Genomic DNA, 19,848 nt, shown 5'->3' on the forward strand with positions numbered 1-19,848 from the left:
TCATGCCTTCTTCTTGGTCGAAATCCCAACTGCGGTTTTGTTGCGCCATCAAGCGGCGTTGCAGGCGGTTGGCGAGTTTTGTGACCACCGATTGCAAGTTCGATAATTGCTGATCAAGATACGCGCGCAGTCGGTTCAGTTCTTCTTCGTCAGCAAGTTCGGTCGCGGTGATCGTCTCGTCATATTTGGTCGACCAGATTTTATAGTCGCTCTGCGGCAGATGGTCCCAATTGCGGCGCTGCGGTGTGACAGGCTGCATCCCGTCATCGCCCATTTCGCCGTCGGCGCCATCTTGGTCGTCCATATCTTCGCCGTCATAATCGGCTTCAGTTTCTTCGCCTTCGCCCTGCTGCGGTTCGGCGCGGGCTTCGGCTTGGCCTGCTTCGCCGTCGCCGTCATCTTCGCTATCGCCGTCTTGGTCTTGCGCATCTTCTGCATCATCGCCGCCGTCATCGGCATCAGACGGATCGATATCACCTTCGGTGAGGTTCAGATGCTCCAGCATGGACTGCGTCAGCTTGGCAAATGCGCCTTGATCGTCCAACGCCAACGCCAGCGCGTCCAAGTCACTGCCAGCATTTTCCTCAATCCAACCGCGCAACATATCGACGCCAGCGGCGGCACCCTCAGGCACAGCTGCGCCGGTCAGGCGTTCGCGCACGATCAGCGATAAGGCTGTGGAGATCGGCACTTCGTCAGGGGCTTGTGCGCGGGCAATCGGATCGGTGCGCATTTTGAGTTCAAGTGCATGGCTAAGATTGGCGGCAATCCCGGCCATATTGCGCGAGCCCAGCGCCTCAACCCGCGCATTTTCCACGGCATCAAAAGCTGCGCCCGCAATCACTTCGGATGGGCGCAAAGCGGCATGCTGCGCCGGATTATGATGCTTCAACTTCAACGCAAAGCTGTCGGCGAAGCCGCGTGCCTCGGCCACTTGGTCGGGCGGAAGCAAGCGACCTGGCATGGGGACTTTGAAATTTTTGCCCGCCTGGCTTGGCGCATCGGCGGTGAAGGCCAATTCTACCTCCGGCTCATGCGCGAGAGCGCGCGCGGTACCGGTCAGGACCTGTTTAAATTGCTCAAGAGGGGTTTCGTTGGACATTAATCGGGCAACCTCTTGCACATAAAGGCAATGTCTTCTTTTGTCGGTTTCACAGGCGCGCGCAGGGTGAATACATGCGCGTCCTTGGTCGCCACACGATCCTCGGTCATGCGGGCACCGTTCACAACCGCCGCAAAATCCTTGCATACGGCAAAGCTACGCAAATAATCGCTATGGCCCGCGCCTCCGCCGGAAACATCGGTGGTATCGATAATAGTGAAGCCGGTTTTGGCAGGCTCGGTCTGATATGTCGTCTTCGTCGCAAAGCAGCGTTGCGGGAGGCCCTTTGCCTTTAATTCCTGCGCCTCAAATGGGTTGAAGCAATAAGGCGAACCCAAACGCGGATAGCCATGCACCGCGCGTGATACCGCCAGCGCCCGGTCGCTAAGTGACGCATAGACTGTCACCCGCCGGTCATTATTGACGCGCCGCGCGGCGAGGACTTCTTCCGCGATGTCGCGTTCAAAATCTTCACGATCCACATCGGGCGAAGCCAATATGATATTGGAAATATTGCTCGAATCTGCGTTGGTAGACGTGCGGTCAACATATTCAACCGCCGGAATAACAAGCCGTGCGCCAAGCGAATGGGAGACAAGAACGATTTCCTTGACCCACTCCGTCCGCGCCAATTTTGTCAGGAAATTGCTGAAATTGCGTTGGTCCCAATACATGTTGGTTTCATCAACGGCGTAGCTCAGCAAATTGCCTTGTGAGGGCCAGCTATAATGGATGATTGGTCCGTCAAAATTACTCATTGCGCCAATCTGCACCGCGTCGCGGGCAGTCGTTTGCAGCGTTTCGCGATAGCCATGGACATATATCAGTACGCGGCCCTTACGCAGGTTCGCCGCATCACGCAGACTATCCCACCATGCATCCTCCGGTTGGAATGCAAGTGGCACAGTCACCTGCGTATCGCCTTTTGCAGGCTTGATCTTTTGCGGCGGCGCAAAGCGGGCGTAGCGCACGCGATCAGCCCTGTGATTGGTCAGTAGGATAGTGTCGCTGCGGCAGTCGGGTAGGCGGCTGGTAACAATGAAATGGTCTTTTCCGGCTATCGCCGCGTCCTCATTCTGCGCGGGATTGCAGCGTGGGTTTTCCGCCAGCTTACTGTGCAGCACATCGCCATATTTGACGGCCACGGTGCAACCGGACAGCAATGAAAGCAAAAGCAGGACGACGATTTTACGCATTATTTCCGCTTGGGGTTCGCCGCATGCCATGCCTTGACCGCGTTCAGCGCGCCGGAAACATGGCCTTTCACACCCAACTGTGAATAAGCGAACAATATCTTGCCATCGGGCGCGATGACATAGGTCGTCCGGTTAGTGCCGCCCATCATCGGCAGACCGACCTTGTAATTTTTGATCATAGGCTTGGTCGCAATGCCGACCATGAATTTGTTGCGGCAGGCTTCGACCGAAAAGCGCTTCAATGTCTCCAGATTATCTGCTGACATGCCGACGATGGACGCGCCGTAGGCGGCAAAATCATCGGCGGCTTCGGAAAATTCATGCGCCTCAACGGTACAACCTGATGTGAACGCTTTGGGATAAAAATACAGCACCACGGGACCGTTTTTCAAAGCCTTGTTCAGGTTGAAGGTGTCCGCCTTGCCGGCCAACACGGCTTGCGTAGTGAAATCGGTTGCGCGTGTCCCGGGTTTCAACGCGGCAAATGCAGGTGATGCAGAAATCATCAGCGCGAGAGCTAGTGCGAAGCGTTTCATAATGCGTTCCTTCAACTGAAGTGGCGAAATAGCCCGTGCTTACTTTGCTTTGCCAACGACGCTTTCCGGCAAATCTTGGCCAAAAACGCGTTGATAATATTCGGCGACCAAGGCGCGTTCCGCGTCATCGCATTTGTTGAGGAATGACAGGCGGAAGGCAAAGCCGACATTTTTGAAAATCGCGGTGTTCTGGGCCCAGGTAATGACCGTGCGCGGGCTCATCACCGTTGAAATATCGCCATTGATGAAGCCCTGACGGGTCATTTCGGCGACCTTCACCATATTGGCAACGGTGGCGGCGTCGGTGCCTGAAGCCTTAGCCAAAACGATTTCGCTTTCAACCTGCGCCGGCAGATAGTTCAGGCCAACGACAATGTTCCAGCGGTCCATCTGGCCCTGGTTGATCGCTTGCGTGCCATGATACAGCCCGCTTGTGTCGCCAAGCCCAACGGTGTTGGCGGTGGCGAACAGGCGGAAATAGGGGTTCGGGCGAATGACGCGGTTTTGGTCGAGCAGGGTCAGCTTGCCTTCGGTTTCCAAAACGCGCTGGATCACGAACATGACGTCAGGGCGGCCAGCATCATATTCGTCGAACACCAAGGCTGTTGGCGTCTGCAACGCCCAAGGCAATAGGCCTTCCCGGAATTCGGTCACTTGCTGCCCATCGCGCAAAACAATGGCATCGCGTCCGATAAGGTCGATACGGCTGATATGTGCGTCCAAGTTGATGCGGATGCAGGGCCATTTTAGGCGCGCTGCAACCTGTTCAATGTGCGTGGACTTACCCGTGCCGTGATAACCTTGCACCATGACACGGCGGTTATGGGCAAAGCCCGCGAGGATTGCGAGGGTGGTATCGGGGTCAAAGACATAGCTTTCGTCGGTGTCAGGGACGCGCTCGTCCGCGATAGAGAAAGCGGGGCATTCCATATCCACATCAATGCCGAACAATTCCCGCACGCTGACCATTTTGTCAGGGGAGGCGAGGATAGTCGCGTCGCGGCTGTCGGGTTGGATATTTGGGATGTCAGTCATGTTATTCTCGTCAAATGAAAGCGGGCGAAGTTTTAAGGTGCGTATAGGCAGCAATCACGTCTTGCAAAGCCTTTTCATAAGAGCGGTTACCGCCATTTTTGTCCGGATGATAGGCACGCACCTTTGCCGAATAGGCGCTGCGCAAAGCGCGGCGGTCGGCATCCTCGCCAAGCCCTAGCGTCCGCAGGGCCTTGCGGTCCTCTGGCGACAGAAAATGGCCATCGGCACGCTCTTTGGGTAGACGCGACCGGAACCGTGTGGAGATAGCGTCCAGCGGGTCTTTAAAGTCCGCCCATTTTGGCGGCGAATCGACATTGCCATTGGCGCGAAAGGCGCGCGTTTCGCTTGGCCAGAATTGCACCGGGCTTTGCGCCATGGAAATTTCATCGGCGGTCATGCCGGCAAACCAGTTATAGCCCGCATTAAACTGCCGCACATGGTCAAGGCAGAGATATTGATAGTCGCCGGGACCGTTCGCCGATGGCGCCTGCCCCTGTGGATCAGGTGCGCGAAATTCCCCCGCTTCGCCGCAGCGCGGATAGGCGCATGGCCGCCCTGACGCGTGAACGCGGCCGTGAAATCGGTCAGTGGTGCGGTCGGAGGCCATGTTTTTCCTTGGCGAAAAACCCGCCATATGGGAAGAGCAGGCCATGAAAAAAGGTCCTGCACAACTTGAAATGGAAATGCTGCTTGAAACAGCATTTGCGCCAACCCGCCTTGCCGTCATCAACGACAGCGCAAAACATCACGGCCATAGCGGCGATGATGGGTCCGGCGAATCCCATTTCACCATAGAAATTGAAAGCGCAGCCTTTACCGGCGTTTCCCGCCTGATGCGGCAGCGTATGGTGAACAAGGCGCTGGGCGACATTCCCGGAACACGCGTCCATGCGCTGGCGATCAAAGTTAATGCACCCGGCGAGATCTAGATAAGACATAACAGAAAAGCGTGATGACATGATCGAACTTTCTTCGCACCGCCTGTCGCTGTCGACGGGTATAGAAATGGATGCGTTTACGGCGGGTGATCCCAAAAATCCGGCGATTATCTTCCTGCACGGTTTTCCCGAATCGCACCGCACATGGCGGCACCAGATTGCCCATTTTGCGGACCGTTTTTATTGCATTGCGCCGGATCAGCGAGGCTATCGCGGCACGTCAAAGCCACAGGAAGTGGAAGCCTATACGGCGGATAAGTTGACCGCCGATATCTTCGCGCTGGCCGATGCGTTGCATGTGCAGCAATTCATCATTGCGGGCCATGACTGGGGCGGCGCGATTGCGTGGAGCGTGGCGTTAAATGGGCAAGCCGGCGCGCTTAACCCCGCTTGGGCGGGGCGTGTGCCGCGCGCGATTATCGCTAACGCGCCGCATCCGTATATTTTCCAGCGGTTGTTAATCACCGACATGAACCAGCGCGAATCCAGCCAATATATTCGCGCCTTTCGTGATCCGGCGAACGACGCCTTGGTGCAAGAACAGGGGCTGACCGGTTTGTTGTTGAAGACGATTAAATGGGACAAGCCAAATGCGATGGAGCCGGAGGAGCGCGCTGCATTGCTGGACGATTGGAGCAAACGCGATACCTGTTTTGGCATGCTCAACTGGTACCGCGCTTCTGCGTTAGTTGTGCCGGCGATGGGCGAGGATGCCGAAATCCCGGCCTTTGCTGCTGGCGCATTTCCGCCGTTGATGATCCCGACCTTAGTAATTTGGGCGATGGATGACTTAGCTTTGCCGCCGAGCAATATCGACGGCATCGCACAATTGGTGCCAGACGTCACCATCGCGCCAGTCGAGAATTGCGGGCATTTCGTCATTTGGGAACAACACGATGCGGTGAACGCAGCGATGGATAGGTTTCTGAGTTAATCATAGTCGCCTATATTTTCTGCCATATTGCCCTTTCCGCCCGCGACCCGTAAAGCGCGGTCATTGTGACTGAACCAATCATCTTTGCTATCCCCAAGGGGCGGATACTCGACGAGGCTTTGCCGTTGATGCAGGCGGCGGGCATAGAGCCTGAAGCCGCCTTCTTTGACGAGGCAAGCCGTGCGCTTTTGTTCGCGACTAATGATCCTGCAATCAGCATCATTCGCGTCCGCGCTTTCGATGTGGCGACCTTTGTTGCCCATGGCGCGGCGCAGATTGGTATTGTCGGTTCGGATGTCATTGATGAATTTGATTATTCTGAACTTTATGCACCGGTTGACTTGGGCATTGGCCGTTGCCGCATATCGGTGGCGATGCCGATGGGCGTCCCCGATTATGTCACTGGTGGGCATATTCGTGTGGCTACCAAATATCCTGGCACAACCAGCCGTTATTATCATGCGCGCGGTATTCAGGCCGAATGTGTGAAGTTGAATGGCGCGATGGAACTTGCGCCTTCGCTTGGGCTTTCGGGACGAATTGTCGATCTGGTATCGTCGGGCAAAACGCTCGCCGAAAATGGCCTTGTTGAAACGGCGGTCATTTCCCAAGTATCGGCGCGGCTGATCGTCAATCGCGCGGCGTATAAAATGATGAGCGGGACTATTCCTGCGATGGTGCAACGTTTCAGGGAATTGACGGGCGCACGTGCAGCGGCTTGATTCCTCTAACATTGGTTTTGCGGATGCATTTGACGCGTTGGTCAATGGCCGGCGTGAGGCCGATGCCGATGTCTCAAGCACCGTTGCGCAAACCATAAAAGATGTCCGCACGCATGGCGATGTGACGTTAGCGGAAATGACACAGCGCTTTGACGGTTTCGATCTTAACAATGCTGGTTGGCAGATTGACGCGGCGCAGTGCAAGGCGGCCTATGACGCGCTGGAGCCTGATTTGCGCGATGCATTGACGCTCGCGGCGAAGCGCATTGAGGCCTATCACACCGCGCAATTGCCCGAAGACCGGGATTATCGGGACAGCGACAATGTACGTTTAGGCGCGCGCTGGTCGGCGGTCGATGCGGCGGGGGTATATGTTCCCGGTGGCCGTGCGGCCTATCCATCGTCGGTATTGATGAATGCTATTCCCGCTAAGGTGGCAGGCGTTGAACGGATCGTCATGGTCACGCCAACACCCGGCGGCGAAACAAACCAGACCGTCATGGCCGCCGCGCATTTGGCGGGCGTGGACGAAATCTGGCGTGTCGGCGGGGCGCAGGCGATTGCGGCATTGGCTTATGGAACCGAACGCATCCGTCCAGTCGACGTCATAACCGGCCCCGGCAACGCGTGGGTGGCCGAGGCAAAACGGCAGCTATACGGTGTGGTGGGCATCGACATGGTGGCTGGCCCATCGGAAATCGTCGTGGTGGCAGATGCCCAAAACGACCCCGAATGGATTGCGGCGGACCTTTTAAGTCAGGCCGAGCATGATCCAACGAGCCAGTCGATATTGTTCACGGACAATGCCGATTTTGCCACCCAAGTCGCGGCTGCCGTTGACACGCAAATTGCGATGCTTTCCACGGGCGCGGTTGCGCGGGCCAGTTGGACGGATTTTGGCGCGATTATCGTGGTCGATGATCTGGAAGGTGCAATGCCTTTGGTCAACCGGCTGGCAGCGGAGCATCTGGAGCTGGCCGTCGATGATGACCGCGCAGAAAAGTTGTTTGGCCTTGTCCGTCACGCAGGCTCGGTATTTTTGGGCCGCATGACGCCCGAGGCGATTGGTGATTATGTCGCCGGACCAAATCATGTATTGCCCACCGGGCGGCGCGCGCGTTTTGCGTCTGGCCTGTCGGTGCTCGATTTCATGAAGCGGACCAGCTTCATCGCACTTGATCAACATGCTATCAACAAAATTGGTCCGGCGGCGGCAACGCTCGCTGATGCCGAAGGTTTACCTGCCCATGCGGCGAGTGTCAGGAAAAGATTATGAGTGCCAATAACGCCAGTGCCAAATCCAAATCCCGTTCTGCGGCCCGTCTGGCGTCGGTGCAGGCGTTGTATCAAATGGATATGGAAGACATCGGCATTGCGCGGCTTTTGAATGAATTTCATTCGCACCGGCTGGGTCAGGAAATTGAAGACGCGCAATATGCCGATGCCGACCCCGATTTTTTCGATGATGTTGTCTCAGGCGTGGATGCGCGGCGTGCGGAAATCGACGGGCTTGTCGATGGAAAGCTGGGCGAGAAATGGAAGATGGATCGTTTGGACAAGACGATGCTCCAGATTTTGCGTTGTGGTACCTATGAATTGATCGCGCGGCCAGATGTGCCAACGGCGACTGTCATCGACGAATATCTCGACGTTGCCCATGCGTTTTTTGACACTAAGGACGCGAAGTTCGTCAATGGCTTGCTGGATGCCGTTGCGAAGGACGTTCGGGGGTAACGGTTCTATCGTCGTCCTGAACTTGTTTCAGGACACCATGCGGCGGTTGCTTGTTATCCCGGAATGAAATGACCAGAGGCCAAACAAGTTCGCGATGACAACATGGGGGAAGGGAGCGGAGATTTTATGACCACCGAATCCGGCTTCATCAACTTATTGCGTGGCTTTGCCACTGACCCTGCGGCGCGGGGATTGCTGGACGATGTAGCGGTCGTCGATATTGGCGATGCGTCGTTGATTATCACGCATGACATGATGGCGGAGGGCGTACATTTCCGGTCGAACGCCAATCCCGCCGATGTTGCGTGGAAGCTATTGGCGTCCAACTTGTCCGATTTGGCTGCAAAGGGTGCATCACCCATCGGTGTGTTGCTTGGCTTCATGCTGGGCGATGACGCGTGGGACAGGGCGTTTGCGGCTGGGCTGGAAAATGCGTTGGCGCATTATAACGTGGCTTTGCTTGGCGGAGATACCGTTGCCAACCGCGGGGATAAGCGTGCGCTTGGGCTGACGGCCTTGGGCATGGCTACGCATCGTCCGGTTCCTTCACGGTCGGGCGCGCAAATAGGCGACATTTTATATGTGACGGGAACGCTCGGCGATGCATTGGCGGGATTTGAGCTGATTGACGCTGGTTTTGACGAAGTTGGCCCGCTGGCGGATGCGTTCAATCGGCCCGTCGCGCGGGTGGCCGACGGCCAAAAGCTTGCGCCGATTGTCACCGCGATGATGGATGTGTCGGATGGTTTGCTGCTCGATGCAGAGCGATTGGCAACCGCCAGCCAGATTGGCATAGAAATCGACCTTGCGTGCGTGCCTTTATCGCCGCTTTACATCAGCTATCGCACAGACAGCCTTGAAAGCCGTATGCAGGCGGCAAGCTGGGGCGACGACTATCAATTGCTATTCACTGCAGCGCCGGAAGCCCCGACATCCGCGTGCGCAACAGCTATTGGCCGCGTGGTTTCCGGCGGTGGACTGACATTAAAACATGGCGAGGCGCCGGTAAAGCTACCGCCCACGCTTGGTTATCAACATCAATGATACAAACAGGGGCTCAGGCGGAGACGCTGGCGGCTTTTATGGGTTGCCATAGCTTATAAGCGCGCCTTATACCCTCTCTGCTTGCGCTTCTCGGGAGGAGAGTGGCATCAATTGTTGTTTATAAACAGGAGGGGAGAGATAATTTCATGTCTCTGACAATTATCGCAATATTATGCGGGTTACTGGCCGTCGTGTACGGTTTTGTAACCAGCCGTCAGGTGCTGAGTGCACCCGCCGGCAATGATAAAATGCAGGAAATCGCCGCGGCCATTCAAGAAGGTGCAAAAGCCTATCTTGGCCGTCAATATCGGACCATCGCTATCGTAGGCGTCGTGGTTGCGGTGTTGGTGGCGTTGTTCTTGGGCGTCATTCCAACCGTTGGTTTCGTCATTGGCGCGGTGCTTTCGGGCGTTGCGGGCTATATCGGAATGAACATTTCGGTGCGCGCAAATGTGCGGACGGCCGCTGCGGCGCAAACCGGGCTTCAGGCCGGTTTGACCATGGCGTTCCGCGCAGGCGCGATTACCGGCATGCTCGTCGCTGGTCTTGCCTTGCTCGCGATTGCCGTGTTCTTCTGGTATCTGACGGACGTAGCCATGATGGCCCCGAACAGCCGCCCAGTGATCGATGCGCTTGTTGCATTGGCATTTGGCGCGTCGCTGATCTCCATCTTCGCACGTTTGGGCGGTGGTATCTTTACCAAGGCCGCTGACGTCGGCGCTGACCTAGTCGGCAAGGTTGAGGCAGGTATTCCCGAAGACGATCCACGCAACCCCGCCGTTATCGCAGATAACGTTGGTGACAATGTCGGCGATTGCGCAGGTATGGCCGCTGACTTGTTCGAAACCTATGTTGTGACCGTTGGTGCAACGATGGTGTTGATCGCTTTGCTGGTGCAGGGCGTGACAGACACTGGGTTGTTCATGAACCTCATGAGCTTGCCATTGTTAATTGGCGGCGTATGCGTCATCACTTCGATCATCGGTACCTATTTCGTCCGTCTTGGCGGCGGAAAGAATATCATGGGCGCGATGTACAAGGGCTTTTTGGTTACGGCCATATTGTCGGTTCCGGCGATCTGGTTTGCCATCGACTTCGCACTTGGCGGCATGACAAATGATGTTGGCGGGTTCACCGGCCGGACATTATTCTATTGCTCGTTGCTTGGTCTTGTCATCACTGGCCTGATCATCTGGATCACCGAATATTATACCGGTACCAATTACCGTCCGGTCCGTTCGATTGCGAAGGCATCGGAAACGGGTCACGGCACCAACGTTATTCAAGGTCTGGCAATCAGCCTTGAATCCACCGCGATGCCAACGATTGTAATCTGCGCAGGTATCATCATTGCCTATCAATTGGCTGGCGTGATCGGCATTGCCTTTGCCGCAACGGCCATGTTGGCGTTGGCGGGTATGGTCGTGGCGCTTGACGCTTATGGCCCTGTTACCGACAATGCCGGTGGTATTGCTGAAATGGCTGGCCTCGACGATTCCGTCCGTGAAAAGACCGATGCGTTGGATGCCGTAGGTAACACGACAAAGGCTGTGACCAAGGGTTATGCCATTGGTTCGGCAGGCCTGGCAGCATTGGTGCTGTTCGCCTGTTACACCGCCGACCTTAGGGAATATTTCCCTGAGCTTGCGGTGAATTTCAGCCTTGAAAACCCCTATGTCATCGTTGGGCTTCTGCTCGGTGCGCTTCTGCCCTATTTGTTTGGGGCAATGGGTATGACGGCTGTGGGCCGTGCGGCTGGCGAAGTGGTGAAGGACGTGCGTGACCAGTTCGCGAACGACCCCGGCATCATGACCTACAAGTCAAAGCCAGATTATGCGCGTACCGTCGATTTGGTCACCAAGGCAGCAATTAAGGAAATGATTATTCCGTCCTTGCTGCCGGTACTGACGCCAATTGCTGTGTATTTCGTCATCACGGCCGTTGCAGGTCAGGCGGAGGGCTTTGCTGCTCTCGGCGCGCTCCTGCTGGGTGTGATTGTTGGCGGTCTTTTCGTTGCGATCTCGATGACATCGGGTGGCGGCGCATGGGACAATGCCAAGAAATATATCGAAGACGGCAACCATGGCGGTAAAGGTTCGGAGGCCCATAAGGCAGCCGTAACCGGCGACACCGTGGGTGATCCTTATAAGGACACCGCTGGACCTGCTGTGAACCCAATGATCAAGATCACGAATATCGTGGCCTTGCTCCTCTTGGCAGCACTGGCCCATGGCGGCATGTAACGCTTAAAGATTTTTAAGCTTAGAAACCCCGCTGGAAGCAATTCCGGCGGGGTTTTTTATGCGCTATTCCGATTGGTTAGAAACGCTTTCTGAAACTCAATTCAAATACCCGGCCACGCGGGTCGATATAGCCGGGCTGATAGCCCAGCGGCACATTGCCATTCTGGTCGCGGACATCGACAATATCATTCAGGATATTTTCAATCCTGAAGGAAATGCGGCTACCTTTCAGCAACGGCAGGGCTTTTGTGACGCTGGCTTGTTGGTCCAGGTTAACGAACAAGAACGCGCCAATGACGGCAACGTCGCTAAACCGCAGGTCATTGCTACCGGCAAGGCCAGTGCCGTCGGCGCTGGTGTCGCTCTTATACGTCCCTTGTAGCCGGAAGCCAAAACCTTTGTGGAACAGACCGCCCGAAAGCTCGACTTCATGACGGGACGCCCCGCCATTGCTGCTGGTGGCTGAACCATTGAGCAAATCGAGCACAGGCACGCCGGGACGGATAAGGATTTCGTCTTCTATGCGGTAGGTATGATAGAGGGCGATGTTCCAGCGGCTGGGCTGACCGCCGCCAGGTGCGCCAAAACGGGGGCCGCCACCACCAAAGCCGCGACCACCAAAGCCGCCGCCTGCAGCCCGTGGCGCGCTAGGAGCGCCTGCCGCAGCAGCAGGAGGGCCACCGGCAGGTCCACGCCAAGGCGCGGTCGTGCCGATATTGCCCGATATGTTAAAGCCCCAGCGGATACGCTGTGACGTTTCACGGTCGAAATTCACCGGACGTTGGTCGATGCTGACTAAGCGGCCATTAACATCGCGCACGACGCGGCTGGCAAAGGCTGCTTCAATCTCTGGCGTAAGCAAGGGGAATGCCGCCGTTGTGTTGCGGCTATTGTTTTTGAAATAGCTGAACTGAAGCGCGAAATCCTTGATGAAATCGGGGTTCCAATTGGCATTCAATATCAGATCGCGGCGCTTTTCTCCGATCAGGGCAGGGTTGCCACCGGTAATGACGTTGATGAAAAGGCTTTCGCCGCGGGTAAAATCATAGGTTGCCACATTGGGTGTGACTAAAGTGGGATTACCCAATTGGCCGATGCCCGGCGCGTTTTCATCGCCCGTGATTGATGCTTGGAAGGTCAGATTGCGCGCCGGCACCCAGCGCAGACCCGCGCCATACTCCATCAGCTTTCCGAAATCAGACAGGTCGCTATAGCCGATATTGCCATTGACCGACCATTCGCCAATCACGGCGCCAAGGCCGAAATCGCGGCCCGTCAGCGGCAATTCCGCATTGACCGAATGGTTCATGATATTCCGGCGCAAGGATATGTCGGTTGTGACGCCCGAACGCCATGTTTCGCTGTCGAGCATTTGGCGGGTAAAGCCCGATGCGAACGTTATTTGTACATCGCCCGTAGGCAATTTGAGCGCCGTTCCTGCAAGGGTGCTGCGCATGTCCATATTCTGGTTCAGGCTGCTGGCAAGATCAGGCGCGAGGAACAGAAGATTTGCGCCAAAGTCGGCGGCAAAGGGGTTCGTCGTTCCGGCCAAAACGCCAGCGCGTAAGGCGGTGAAATCTGCGTTACGCGTGGTGCGTGTGTCATTTGCAGAGCGTGCATAATTGCCCGTAACTGTCCAACGCCATCCGCCCAGCGCGTGGTTGAATGTGCTACCTGTCTGGAAAACATGCGTTTCGCTTTCCCGTTCAAGTGGGCGCGGGCTGTCGAAATAGCGGCTGAGCGTCACATCCTGGCCGAAGGGTGAAAACGGGCTGCTGCCGGGCAGAACAAAGCTTGTGCCGGGTAAGCCTAGCAAGGATTCGTTGCCTGTCAGCGCGTAATTTGCGTTCAGTGACAGGATTGTTTGCGGGCCAAGCGATTTGCTCCATGTGCCATTCACTTCAAGCCGTTCGGTGCGCGGCAGCAAAGTCCGTACATCGCCAATATCGCCGTCATTCAGGCGGTTTGCCGTGCTGGCAAATTGCGCCAAGCTCGGGTTAGATATACCCAATGGCACGCCAGCTTTGGTGACATTGCTTCCGGCAAGCGCGCTTAAGGCAGGTGAAATCGCGCCATTGACGCCAAGTCCGCTGATATTGCCGCCACGCGCCAATAATGAACCACCCGACGATATCAGGTCACGTTCGGATTCCGTCAGCGCCGTGGACTGTTCCAGTTCAATATCCAAATTAAAGCGCGTGTTTTTGCCAATGCGGGTTAGGGTCGTTTCAAATTCATTGCGCGCAAAGCCGCCATCCTGCGGCTGGGCACGTTCGAATTCAGAAGCGAAGGAGGCAAAATTGTCCTTCAAGATGAAGTTTATTACCCGTTGGTCGGGACGGAAACCATATTTTAGCGCGACTTCTTCCGGGAAAATCTGAACCTGACGGATCGCTTCTGGTGGTAAATCACGCAGTTCACGGAAACCCGAAACCCGCTGCCCGTTTAGCAAAATGATCGGCATGCCACCGCCGCGTCCACGCCCGGAATTGGCCTGCGGTGCGACCGCCGCGACGATATCCGTCAATGATGACGCGCCCAAAGAGGCAATGTCAGCCTCGTTCAGCTGCTCCACGGGCGGGACGTCCGTGTCCACCGACCCCCTAATGCGTTCAGCCGTGACAATGATTTCGCGTGAAGGTGCGTCCTGAACAGCATCTTCAATGTTTTCATTGGCGATCGCGACGGTACTGCCCGTGCTTTGGAGGTCATCCATTGCCATTGCGGGAACAGCGGTCGATGCCAGCAAAATTGCACTCAAACGGAATATTTTCATGGGGAGGAGCTCAGTTTACATCTTGCTTACGTCGGAAGCATAACGCGATTTTCAAGGCCGACCGTCTAAACTGTGCCGCATTTAGTCGCAATAGGGCGATTACACTGTAGCGCTTCCCTTTTTCAAACATTAGGTTTACAGGCGCAGCAACGTTCGATTTTTGAAGATATAAGGGGCCGAATGGCAAAAGAAGAATTACTCGAAATGCGTGGGACAGTCCGTGAATTGCTGCCCAATGCTATGTTCCGTGTCGAGCTTGAAAATGGCCATGAAGTTTTGGGCCATACTGCCGGAAAGATGCGCAAAAACCGTATCCGCGTTCTCGTGGGTGACGAAGTGCTGTGCGAACTGACCCCTTATGATCTGACCAAGGGCCGGATCACGTACCGCTTTAAATAAGGGCGCCAGACCTTGGGTCTGAACCCGTCGCTCATATTGGCCTCATCAAGCCCGCGCCGCCGTGACCTTCTTGCGCGCTTAGGCATTGCACCTGCGCGCATCGCGTCCCCAGATATTGACGAAACACCCCGCAAGGGAGAGGTTCCGCGTGTCTATGCGCTGCGTATGGCCGAGGAAAAGGCGGTTGCAGTTTCTAGGGGTGCTGGAGAGATTGTTGTCGCAGGCGACACCACCGTCGCCGTTGGCCGCAGGATATTGCCACAAGCTGCCGATGCCGACATGCAACGCGGGTTCCTGAACCTACTCAGCGGTCGCCGCCACCATGTCCTTAGCGCCGTTGCCGTGATTGACGGAGATGGCCGGATGCGTAGCCGGATTTGCGACAGTATCGTGCGTTTCAAACGTTTGTCGGCTGACGAAATTGAAAGTTATATCGATAGCGGCGAGGGGCTGGGCAAGGCCGGTGGCTATGCCATTCAGGGCAGGGCAGAGGCGTTGATCGATTGGATGGCGGGCAGCCATTCGGGCGTGATCGGTCTGCCCTTATATGAAACACGCGCTTTATTACGCGCTTCGGGCTATCCGCTTGACTGATATATGGCGCGATGATGCGCCGGGCGAGCGCCGCGCGGCTTTTGTCGAAAACGGAAACATCGTTGAAATCCATATTCAGCGCGATGCCTTATGGGCCTTGGGCGAATGTGGCGCGGGCCGCATTGACCGCAAAACCCCGTCGGGCGCTTATGTCATTGCCGACGACAATAGTGAACTTTTGCTGCGTAGCAAAATGGGTGCGCCGGAAGGCGCGCGGATAATGTTCGAGGTCACGCGTGAAGCCATCGCTGAGCCGGGCCGTAATAAGCCACCAGAGGTCATATTGCGGGAGGGTATCTACGAACCCCTGATGGGCAAAGACGCCCTCTGGGACGCTCGTATGGCGTCTCTGGGGCAATCTATCATCAAGGCGTCCATCGCCGAGGGCTTTGACATCGCCATTGCGGGCCAGTCACAGGTCGGCGATGTCACCATAAGCTTTCAGCGCACCAAGGCAGGGCTAGTGTTCGACATTGACGGTATCGGCGATGCCTTTGCTATCAATATGGTCGCCGCGACCGAAATTGCCCGCCTGCTGCGCCTGTATCAAGTTGGGGCGATGGTCTTGATCGATTTTGTATCGATGGAGTCCAAGGCACAGCGCGCCCAGATTGCCGAAGCCTTTGATGCCGCGTCCTTGGCTGACCCGCGTCCGTTCGAGCGCACGGCCATTAACGGCTATGGCATGATGCACGTCGTGCGTGCGCGGCCAAGGCCGTCTGTCCTCGATCAACTGTTCGGCACGCGCATCGCATCCTTATCGGACGAGACGCAGGCCTATTGGTTGTTGCGGACGGTTGCCGAGTCACGCGGTTTCGGTGTGCGCAGCGTCACGGCGCGTCCTGACGTTGCAATCTTACTGGATTCACCGAAATGGGCGGCATGGCGCGCGGCGGGTGTCCGCCTTGCGGGTGCCGATATGGTCGTGGTTGCGGATGAAAAAGCCACGGGCTATGGCCATGTCCATGTCGCGCAAAGCTAATCAATGTCCCTTATGTGGAAAGCCGGTAGCGGCGGAATCCAAACCTTTTTGTAGTCAGGGATGCAAGGATCGCGATCTGCTGAAATGGTTGGATGAAGGCTATAGTGTGCCAGGGCCGCTGGCGGATTATGAAGATAGTATCGGTTCCGACGGCGCGGACTGATTTTGCGCTTGCCAAGAGGCGTATCGCCTCTCTATAGGCTGCGCTCCCACGCGGTTTTCACCGCGTAGCCCGAGTAGCTCAGGGGTAGAGCAGCGGATTGAAAATCCGCGTGTCGGTGGTTCAAATCCGCCCTCGGGCACCATTTTCCCGGTAAAGATATCAGGCGACTTTGGTGCGTTATCCCGAAACGCGTTCGGGATAACGAAATCGTTATTTTTTGAATTGTTGTGAGCTTTATAGTTCCTCCGTCATCCTGAATTTATTTCAGGATAACAGGCAATGGCATTGCATCATTCCTGAGCCAAAAATGCGCAAGGACAAACGCGTTCGAGATAATGCGTGAGCATATACCGCCCCTAAAGAAAAAGCCGGAGCAGCGTTGGCTGCCCCGGCTCCTTTTTCCCTGAGAAATTCAGGAGATTAGAACTTATACTTCACCGATGCACCATAAGTGCGTGGCAGGCTTGGATAACCCGAAATACTTCCGGCCTGGGCAACCGACGGGAAGATGGTCGTCAGATACTTGTGATTCCCAAGGTTGCGGCCCCAGAGTGAGAATTGAACGCCGTTGCTCAATTCCACACTTGCCGACGCATCTATGGAATTCACCTCCCGCGAATATGTTGCCAGGAGGCCACCATCTTGTTGCGGCGTTGATGATTCATAATGATAGCTTCCGCTTAGGACAAATGTATTGCCGTCGCCAAAAGGCTGTTCGAATACAGCACCTAAGGTTGTAGCAAGCTCCGGAACACCTGAAACACGTTGACCAGAGATGTCGCCGAATGCGCTTTGTACAAAGCTATCATATTTGGCATCAAGATAGACCATAGAAACCGAGAATGACAAAGCTTCGGTTGGCCGAACCATACCATCAAACTCAATACCCTTTGTCGTTCTTTTACCAGCGTTTGACAGAACGAAACCTGTTCCGATGAATAGGTTCTCTTGGAAGTCATTAATCGCTTGGTTGAATGCGGTCAGGTTGAACGAGGCTTGATCCCAGTTGCCTTTGATACCGACTTCAAAAACTTTTGCTTTCTCTGGATTGGCTAAGCGCGTGCCGTAAGACTGGTTAGACAGCGTTAAACCAGCTGCAGTGAGTGCAGCCCGATCAGACAGCAATGGTCTGGAGTCTCGAGACAGGTTCACGGAAGATGCTTTGAACCCGGTTGCATAGCTTGCGTAAACATTGATGCTGTCGGTTGCCTTCCACGCAATGCGGGCCGTGTATGATAAATCATCATCGGCAGATTTGCCATCTTCAACCGAATTGGGCAAATTCAAATAAGGAGGCAAGAACTGAAGTGGCTTTAGAGTGTTCAGCGGGTTAAGTGCAGCGTTGTTGGCGTTAACCGTTGCATAGGTCAACGCCATAGGAGCCGGAAGCCCATTCGCCAAAGCACCTCCATATAAGAGTTGCTGCCGGAACAGAGCATACTGCGGCGCATCGAAGTTGACGCCTGACCAAATGTCCGTGCTTATAACGTCGGTCGTGAACTTCTTTTTGTCTTTGGTATAGTTAAAGCCGCCCGTTAGTGTAACTCGGTCGGAAATCTCGAAATCAACCGTTCCGAAAATTGACCATGCTTCGTCTTTCAATGTGTAGTTTTCGTCCAATCCTTGGCCACTAGCCAAAAATTTATTAGTGTAACGTCCGGGTGCGCCTTCTAGCGCACCGAATGTTGCCTCTAGCAGTGGAATGCTAAGTGCGTTTGCGGTCGCAATTTTGACCGAAGTATCGACATAGCCGCGCGATTGGGCGCCCCAAGCGACCGAGGCTTGTTGTTCAATATCTTCATTGAAATAATAACCACCAAGCAGGAAGTTTAACGGCCCGTCAAAATCCGATGCCAAGCGCAACTCTTGCGTGAATGTGCGGATCTTCCGATCTTCGGTAACACTATCCAATAGTGCAGCGCTGGTGAAATCGGCGTCATTTACGTAGCTGGAGTCTGATCCGCGGTACGCCGTGATTGAGGTGAGGGACAATGATCCCAGTTCAAAATCACCCTGGACCGAGCCACCGTAATTATCCATTTCGTTGGTGGTCGCGAAGTTTGCGTTTACGCGATAGTCAAATGGTTTGTTCGAATTAACGGCTCCACCCAATAGCCGCACGATCCCACCAGTCGGTCCATCTAGAACGTTGCCAGCAACGCAGCAATTTTCATCAATACGATCAAAATCTCCGATAATACGGAATTTGACGGTATCTGAAGGTTCGAGCAATAACTGACCGCGGGTGAACCAGCGATCACGCTCGTTCGATTTTTCACCAGTGTTGATGATGGTCGCATAACCGTCACGCTTGTTGATGCCGCCAGCGAGGCTGAAAGCAACATTTTCAGCGAGTGGCCCAGTGACATCGGCTTTCAATACAATAGCATTGTAATTGCCGTAGCTTGCTTCAGCCGAGCCACCGAATTCATATTTCGGTTCTTGCGTAACGATTGAAATAACGCCCGCAGAGGCATTTTTGCCAAAGAGGGTCGACTGCGGACCGCGCAGAATTTCGACGCGTTTCAAATTTGGAAGATCGCTTATTCCCGATCCGGCGCGTGAACGGTAAACGCCATCGATAAAAATACCAACCGACGGTTCAACGCCTGTATTGTTTCCGCCGTTGCCGAAGCCACGAATACTGAAAGTGGCGTTTCCTGAGGTCTGGTTTTGCGACACGCGAAGTGTCGGAGCTACAGTCTGTAAATCGATGAGGTCGCGGACTTGTGCCCGCTCAATCGTTTCTGCGCTTGTTACCGTCACGGCGACTGGAATTTCTTGCAGCGTCTGCTCGCGCTTGGTCGCGGTTACGATGATGACGTTATCATCAGCTGCGTCGCTGGCTTGTGGTGTGTTGTCTTGTGCAAAGGCAGCTGAACCAACGCTCAGCGAAGCGATGCTAATCGTCGACAGCATGGCTGCCTTCAGCATATGATTTCCCAATTTCATATTCACTCTCCTGTTGTTCATTAGATCCCGGTTTTCCCGGCTTTTATTAGGGATGAGATTTAAAATTGCCCCCAGCATCCCCCTGAGCCGCCGTTAAGCATATTGCGATACTAGCGTGACAAATGTTGCGCAGCAATTGCTTAGTGTCATTCGCAAAAATATAGTCAAATATGCGATATATATGTAACGGACCTTTTCATAACCCTATCGCAATCGGGATAGCATATGCCTAAAATGGTCAAGAAGGGCGATTTGCCCTCAAAAATATGCGCCGCTTGCGCAAAACCGTTCGCTTGGCGCAAGAAATGGGCGAAGGATTGGGATGCGGTGCTATATTGTTCGGATCGCTGCCGCAGAGCGCGATAGCTGCGCACAGAAGTATGATTGCACCCCAGACATCATGCGCGTTGAATGGAAATGGTGCCGGCTACAAGGTTCGAACTCGTGACCCCCTGATTACAAATCAGGTGCTCTACCAACTGAGCTAAGCCGGCACTT

General features: G+C 55.1%; 18 protein-coding genes, 2 tRNA genes and 1 pseudogene. 13 read left to right on the forward strand and 8 right to left on the reverse strand.

Annotation, left to right across the window (positions count from 1 at the left end; genetic code table 11):
• The 5 genes and pseudogenes from ACILP4_RS07250 to ACILP4_RS07270 form a co-directional block, all read right to left on the reverse strand.
• A pseudogene (locus tag ACILP4_RS07250) lies at positions 1–1,102 on the reverse strand (cobaltochelatase subunit CobT); the annotation flags it as partial.
• Positions 1,102–2,298 (reverse strand): alpha/beta hydrolase, encoded by a 1,197-nt coding sequence (locus ACILP4_RS07255; protein WP_395620072.1) that lies wholly within the window; start codon positions 2,296–2,298, stop codon positions 1,102–1,104. The pseudogene ACILP4_RS07250 and the gene ACILP4_RS07255, both read right to left, overlap by 1 nt.
• Entirely contained in the window at positions 2,298–2,834 is a 537-nt protein-coding gene (locus ACILP4_RS07260; RefSeq protein ID WP_395620073.1) for a peroxiredoxin, read from the reverse strand. Before ACILP4_RS07260 ends, ACILP4_RS07255 begins: the two co-directional genes overlap by 1 nt.
• Before the next feature lie 39 nt (positions 2,835–2,873).
• A complete protein-coding gene (gene cobS, locus ACILP4_RS07265) occupies positions 2,874–3,869 on the reverse strand; it encodes a cobaltochelatase subunit CobS (protein WP_395620074.1) in 996 nt (331 codons plus the stop codon).
• A 10-nt stretch (positions 3,870–3,879) separates the two neighbouring features.
• Positions 3,880–4,476 (reverse strand): J domain-containing protein, encoded by a 597-nt coding sequence (locus ACILP4_RS07270; protein WP_395620075.1) that lies wholly within the window; start codon positions 4,474–4,476, stop codon positions 3,880–3,882.
• Between the two features lie 43 nt (positions 4,477–4,519).
• Here ACILP4_RS07270 and ACILP4_RS07275 point away from each other — a divergent pair, with 43 nt between their 5' ends.
• The 7 genes from ACILP4_RS07275 to ACILP4_RS07305 all read left to right on the forward strand — a co-directional run bounded on the left by ACILP4_RS07275 (position 4,520) and on the right by ACILP4_RS07305 (position 11,484).
• Complete coding sequence (locus ACILP4_RS07275; RefSeq protein ID WP_395620076.1) at positions 4,520–4,798, forward strand: BolA family protein; 279 nt, start codon at positions 4,520–4,522, stop codon at positions 4,796–4,798.
• Between the two features lie 28 nt (positions 4,799–4,826).
• On the forward strand, positions 4,827–5,741 hold the full coding sequence (locus ACILP4_RS07280; protein ID WP_395620077.1) for an alpha/beta fold hydrolase: 915 nt from the start codon (positions 4,827–4,829) through the stop codon (positions 5,739–5,741).
• A 65-nt stretch (positions 5,742–5,806) separates the two neighbouring features.
• Positions 5,807–6,463, forward strand: coding sequence for an ATP phosphoribosyltransferase (gene hisG, locus ACILP4_RS07285; protein ID WP_395620078.1), 657 nt, complete (start codon positions 5,807–5,809; stop codon positions 6,461–6,463).
• On the forward strand, positions 6,450–7,739 hold the full coding sequence (gene hisD, locus ACILP4_RS07290; protein WP_395620079.1) for a histidinol dehydrogenase: 1,290 nt from the start codon (positions 6,450–6,452) through the stop codon (positions 7,737–7,739). The genes hisG and hisD overlap by 14 nt, the downstream gene beginning before the upstream one ends.
• Complete coding sequence (gene nusB, locus ACILP4_RS07295) at positions 7,736–8,197, forward strand: transcription antitermination factor NusB (RefSeq protein ID WP_395620080.1); 462 nt, start codon at positions 7,736–7,738, stop codon at positions 8,195–8,197. The genes hisD and nusB overlap by 4 nt, the downstream gene beginning before the upstream one ends.
• 126 nt (positions 8,198–8,323) lie before the next feature.
• Positions 8,324–9,241: a thiamine-phosphate kinase gene (gene thiL / locus ACILP4_RS07300; RefSeq protein WP_395620081.1), complete on the forward strand. Its 918-nt coding sequence runs from the start codon at positions 8,324–8,326 to the stop codon at positions 9,239–9,241.
• Positions 9,242–9,387: 146 nt separating this feature from the next.
• Complete coding sequence (locus ACILP4_RS07305) at positions 9,388–11,484, forward strand: sodium-translocating pyrophosphatase (RefSeq protein ID WP_395620082.1); 2,097 nt, start codon at positions 9,388–9,390, stop codon at positions 11,482–11,484.
• A 76-nt stretch (positions 11,485–11,560) separates the two neighbouring features.
• Here ACILP4_RS07305 and ACILP4_RS07310 read toward each other — a convergent pair whose 3' ends face one another.
• Positions 11,561–14,260: a TonB-dependent receptor gene (locus ACILP4_RS07310; protein ID WP_395620083.1), complete on the reverse strand. Its 2,700-nt coding sequence runs from the start codon at positions 14,258–14,260 to the stop codon at positions 11,561–11,563.
• Between the two features lie 180 nt (positions 14,261–14,440).
• Between ACILP4_RS07310 and infA the strand changes: the two genes are divergently transcribed.
• From infA to ACILP4_RS07335, 5 genes are all read left to right on the forward strand, one after another.
• Positions 14,441–14,659, forward strand: a complete 219-nt coding sequence (gene infA, locus ACILP4_RS07315; protein WP_125230427.1) for a translation initiation factor IF-1 — start codon at positions 14,441–14,443, stop codon at positions 14,657–14,659.
• 18 nt (positions 14,660–14,677) lie between these two features.
• Positions 14,678–15,253, forward strand: a complete 576-nt coding sequence (locus tag ACILP4_RS07320; protein ID WP_395620134.1) for a Maf family protein — start codon at positions 14,678–14,680, stop codon at positions 15,251–15,253.
• Complete coding sequence (locus ACILP4_RS07325; RefSeq protein WP_395620084.1) at positions 15,246–16,235, forward strand: ribonuclease E/G; 990 nt, start codon at positions 15,246–15,248, stop codon at positions 16,233–16,235. Before ACILP4_RS07320 ends, ACILP4_RS07325 begins: the two co-directional genes overlap by 8 nt.
• Entirely contained in the window at positions 16,219–16,398 is a 180-nt protein-coding gene (locus ACILP4_RS07330; protein ID WP_395620085.1) for a DNA gyrase inhibitor YacG, read from the forward strand. Before ACILP4_RS07325 ends, ACILP4_RS07330 begins: the two co-directional genes overlap by 17 nt.
• A 67-nt stretch (positions 16,399–16,465) precedes the next feature.
• Positions 16,466–16,540, forward strand: a tRNA-Phe gene (locus tag ACILP4_RS07335).
• A gap of 278 nt (positions 16,541–16,818) precedes the next feature.
• Here ACILP4_RS07335 and ACILP4_RS07340 read toward each other — a convergent pair.
• A complete protein-coding gene (locus ACILP4_RS07340) occupies positions 16,819–19,350 on the reverse strand; it encodes a TonB-dependent receptor (protein ID WP_395620086.1) in 2,532 nt (843 codons plus the stop codon).
• A gap of 225 nt (positions 19,351–19,575) precedes the next feature.
• On the opposite strand from ACILP4_RS07340, the gene ACILP4_RS07345 reads away from it, so the two are divergent.
• Positions 19,576–19,716, forward strand: coding sequence for a DUF2256 domain-containing protein (locus tag ACILP4_RS07345; RefSeq protein WP_395620087.1), 141 nt, complete (start codon positions 19,576–19,578; stop codon positions 19,714–19,716).
• Between the two features lie 52 nt (positions 19,717–19,768).
• Here ACILP4_RS07345 and ACILP4_RS07350 read toward each other — a convergent pair.
• Positions 19,769–19,844: transfer RNA gene (locus ACILP4_RS07350), tRNA-Thr, on the reverse strand.
• Positions 19,845–19,848 lie beyond the last annotated feature (4 nt).

It is taken from the genome of Sphingorhabdus sp., from assembly GCF_044239045.1.
Lineage (GTDB): Bacteria > Pseudomonadota > Alphaproteobacteria > Sphingomonadales > Sphingomonadaceae > Sphingorhabdus_B.

Coding starts and splice junctions, on each gene's coding strand:
- ACILP4_RS07305 (WP_395620082.1), top strand. CDS start 9,388: ATGTCTCTGACAATTATCGCAATATTATGCGGGTTACTGGCCGTCGTG.
- ACILP4_RS07260 (WP_395620073.1), bottom strand. CDS start 2,834: ATGAAACGCTTCGCACTAGCTCTCGCGCTGATGATTTCTGCATCACCT.
- cobS (WP_395620074.1), bottom strand. CDS start 3,869: ATGACTGACATCCCAAATATCCAACCCGACAGCCGCGACGCGACTATC.
- ACILP4_RS07280 (WP_395620077.1), top strand. CDS start 4,827: ATGATCGAACTTTCTTCGCACCGCCTGTCGCTGTCGACGGGTATAGAA.
- ACILP4_RS07275 (WP_395620076.1), top strand. CDS start 4,520: ATGAAAAAAGGTCCTGCACAACTTGAAATGGAAATGCTGCTTGAAACA.
- ACILP4_RS07310 (WP_395620083.1), bottom strand. CDS start 14,260: ATGAAAATATTCCGTTTGAGTGCAATTTTGCTGGCATCGACCGCTGTT.
- nusB (WP_395620080.1), top strand. CDS start 7,736: ATGAGTGCCAATAACGCCAGTGCCAAATCCAAATCCCGTTCTGCGGCC.
- ACILP4_RS07345 (WP_395620087.1), top strand. CDS start 19,576: ATGCCTAAAATGGTCAAGAAGGGCGATTTGCCCTCAAAAATATGCGCC.
- ACILP4_RS07330 (WP_395620085.1), top strand. CDS start 16,219: ATGTCGCGCAAAGCTAATCAATGTCCCTTATGTGGAAAGCCGGTAGCG.
- thiL (WP_395620081.1), top strand. CDS start 8,324: ATGACCACCGAATCCGGCTTCATCAACTTATTGCGTGGCTTTGCCACT.
- ACILP4_RS07255 (WP_395620072.1), bottom strand. CDS start 2,298: ATGCGTAAAATCGTCGTCCTGCTTTTGCTTTCATTGCTGTCCGGTTGC.
- ACILP4_RS07340 (WP_395620086.1), bottom strand. CDS start 19,350: ATGAAATTGGGAAATCATATGCTGAAGGCAGCCATGCTGTCGACGATT.
- infA (WP_125230427.1), top strand. CDS start 14,441: ATGGCAAAAGAAGAATTACTCGAAATGCGTGGGACAGTCCGTGAATTG.
- ACILP4_RS07270 (WP_395620075.1), bottom strand. CDS start 4,476: ATGGCCTCCGACCGCACCACTGACCGATTTCACGGCCGCGTTCACGCG.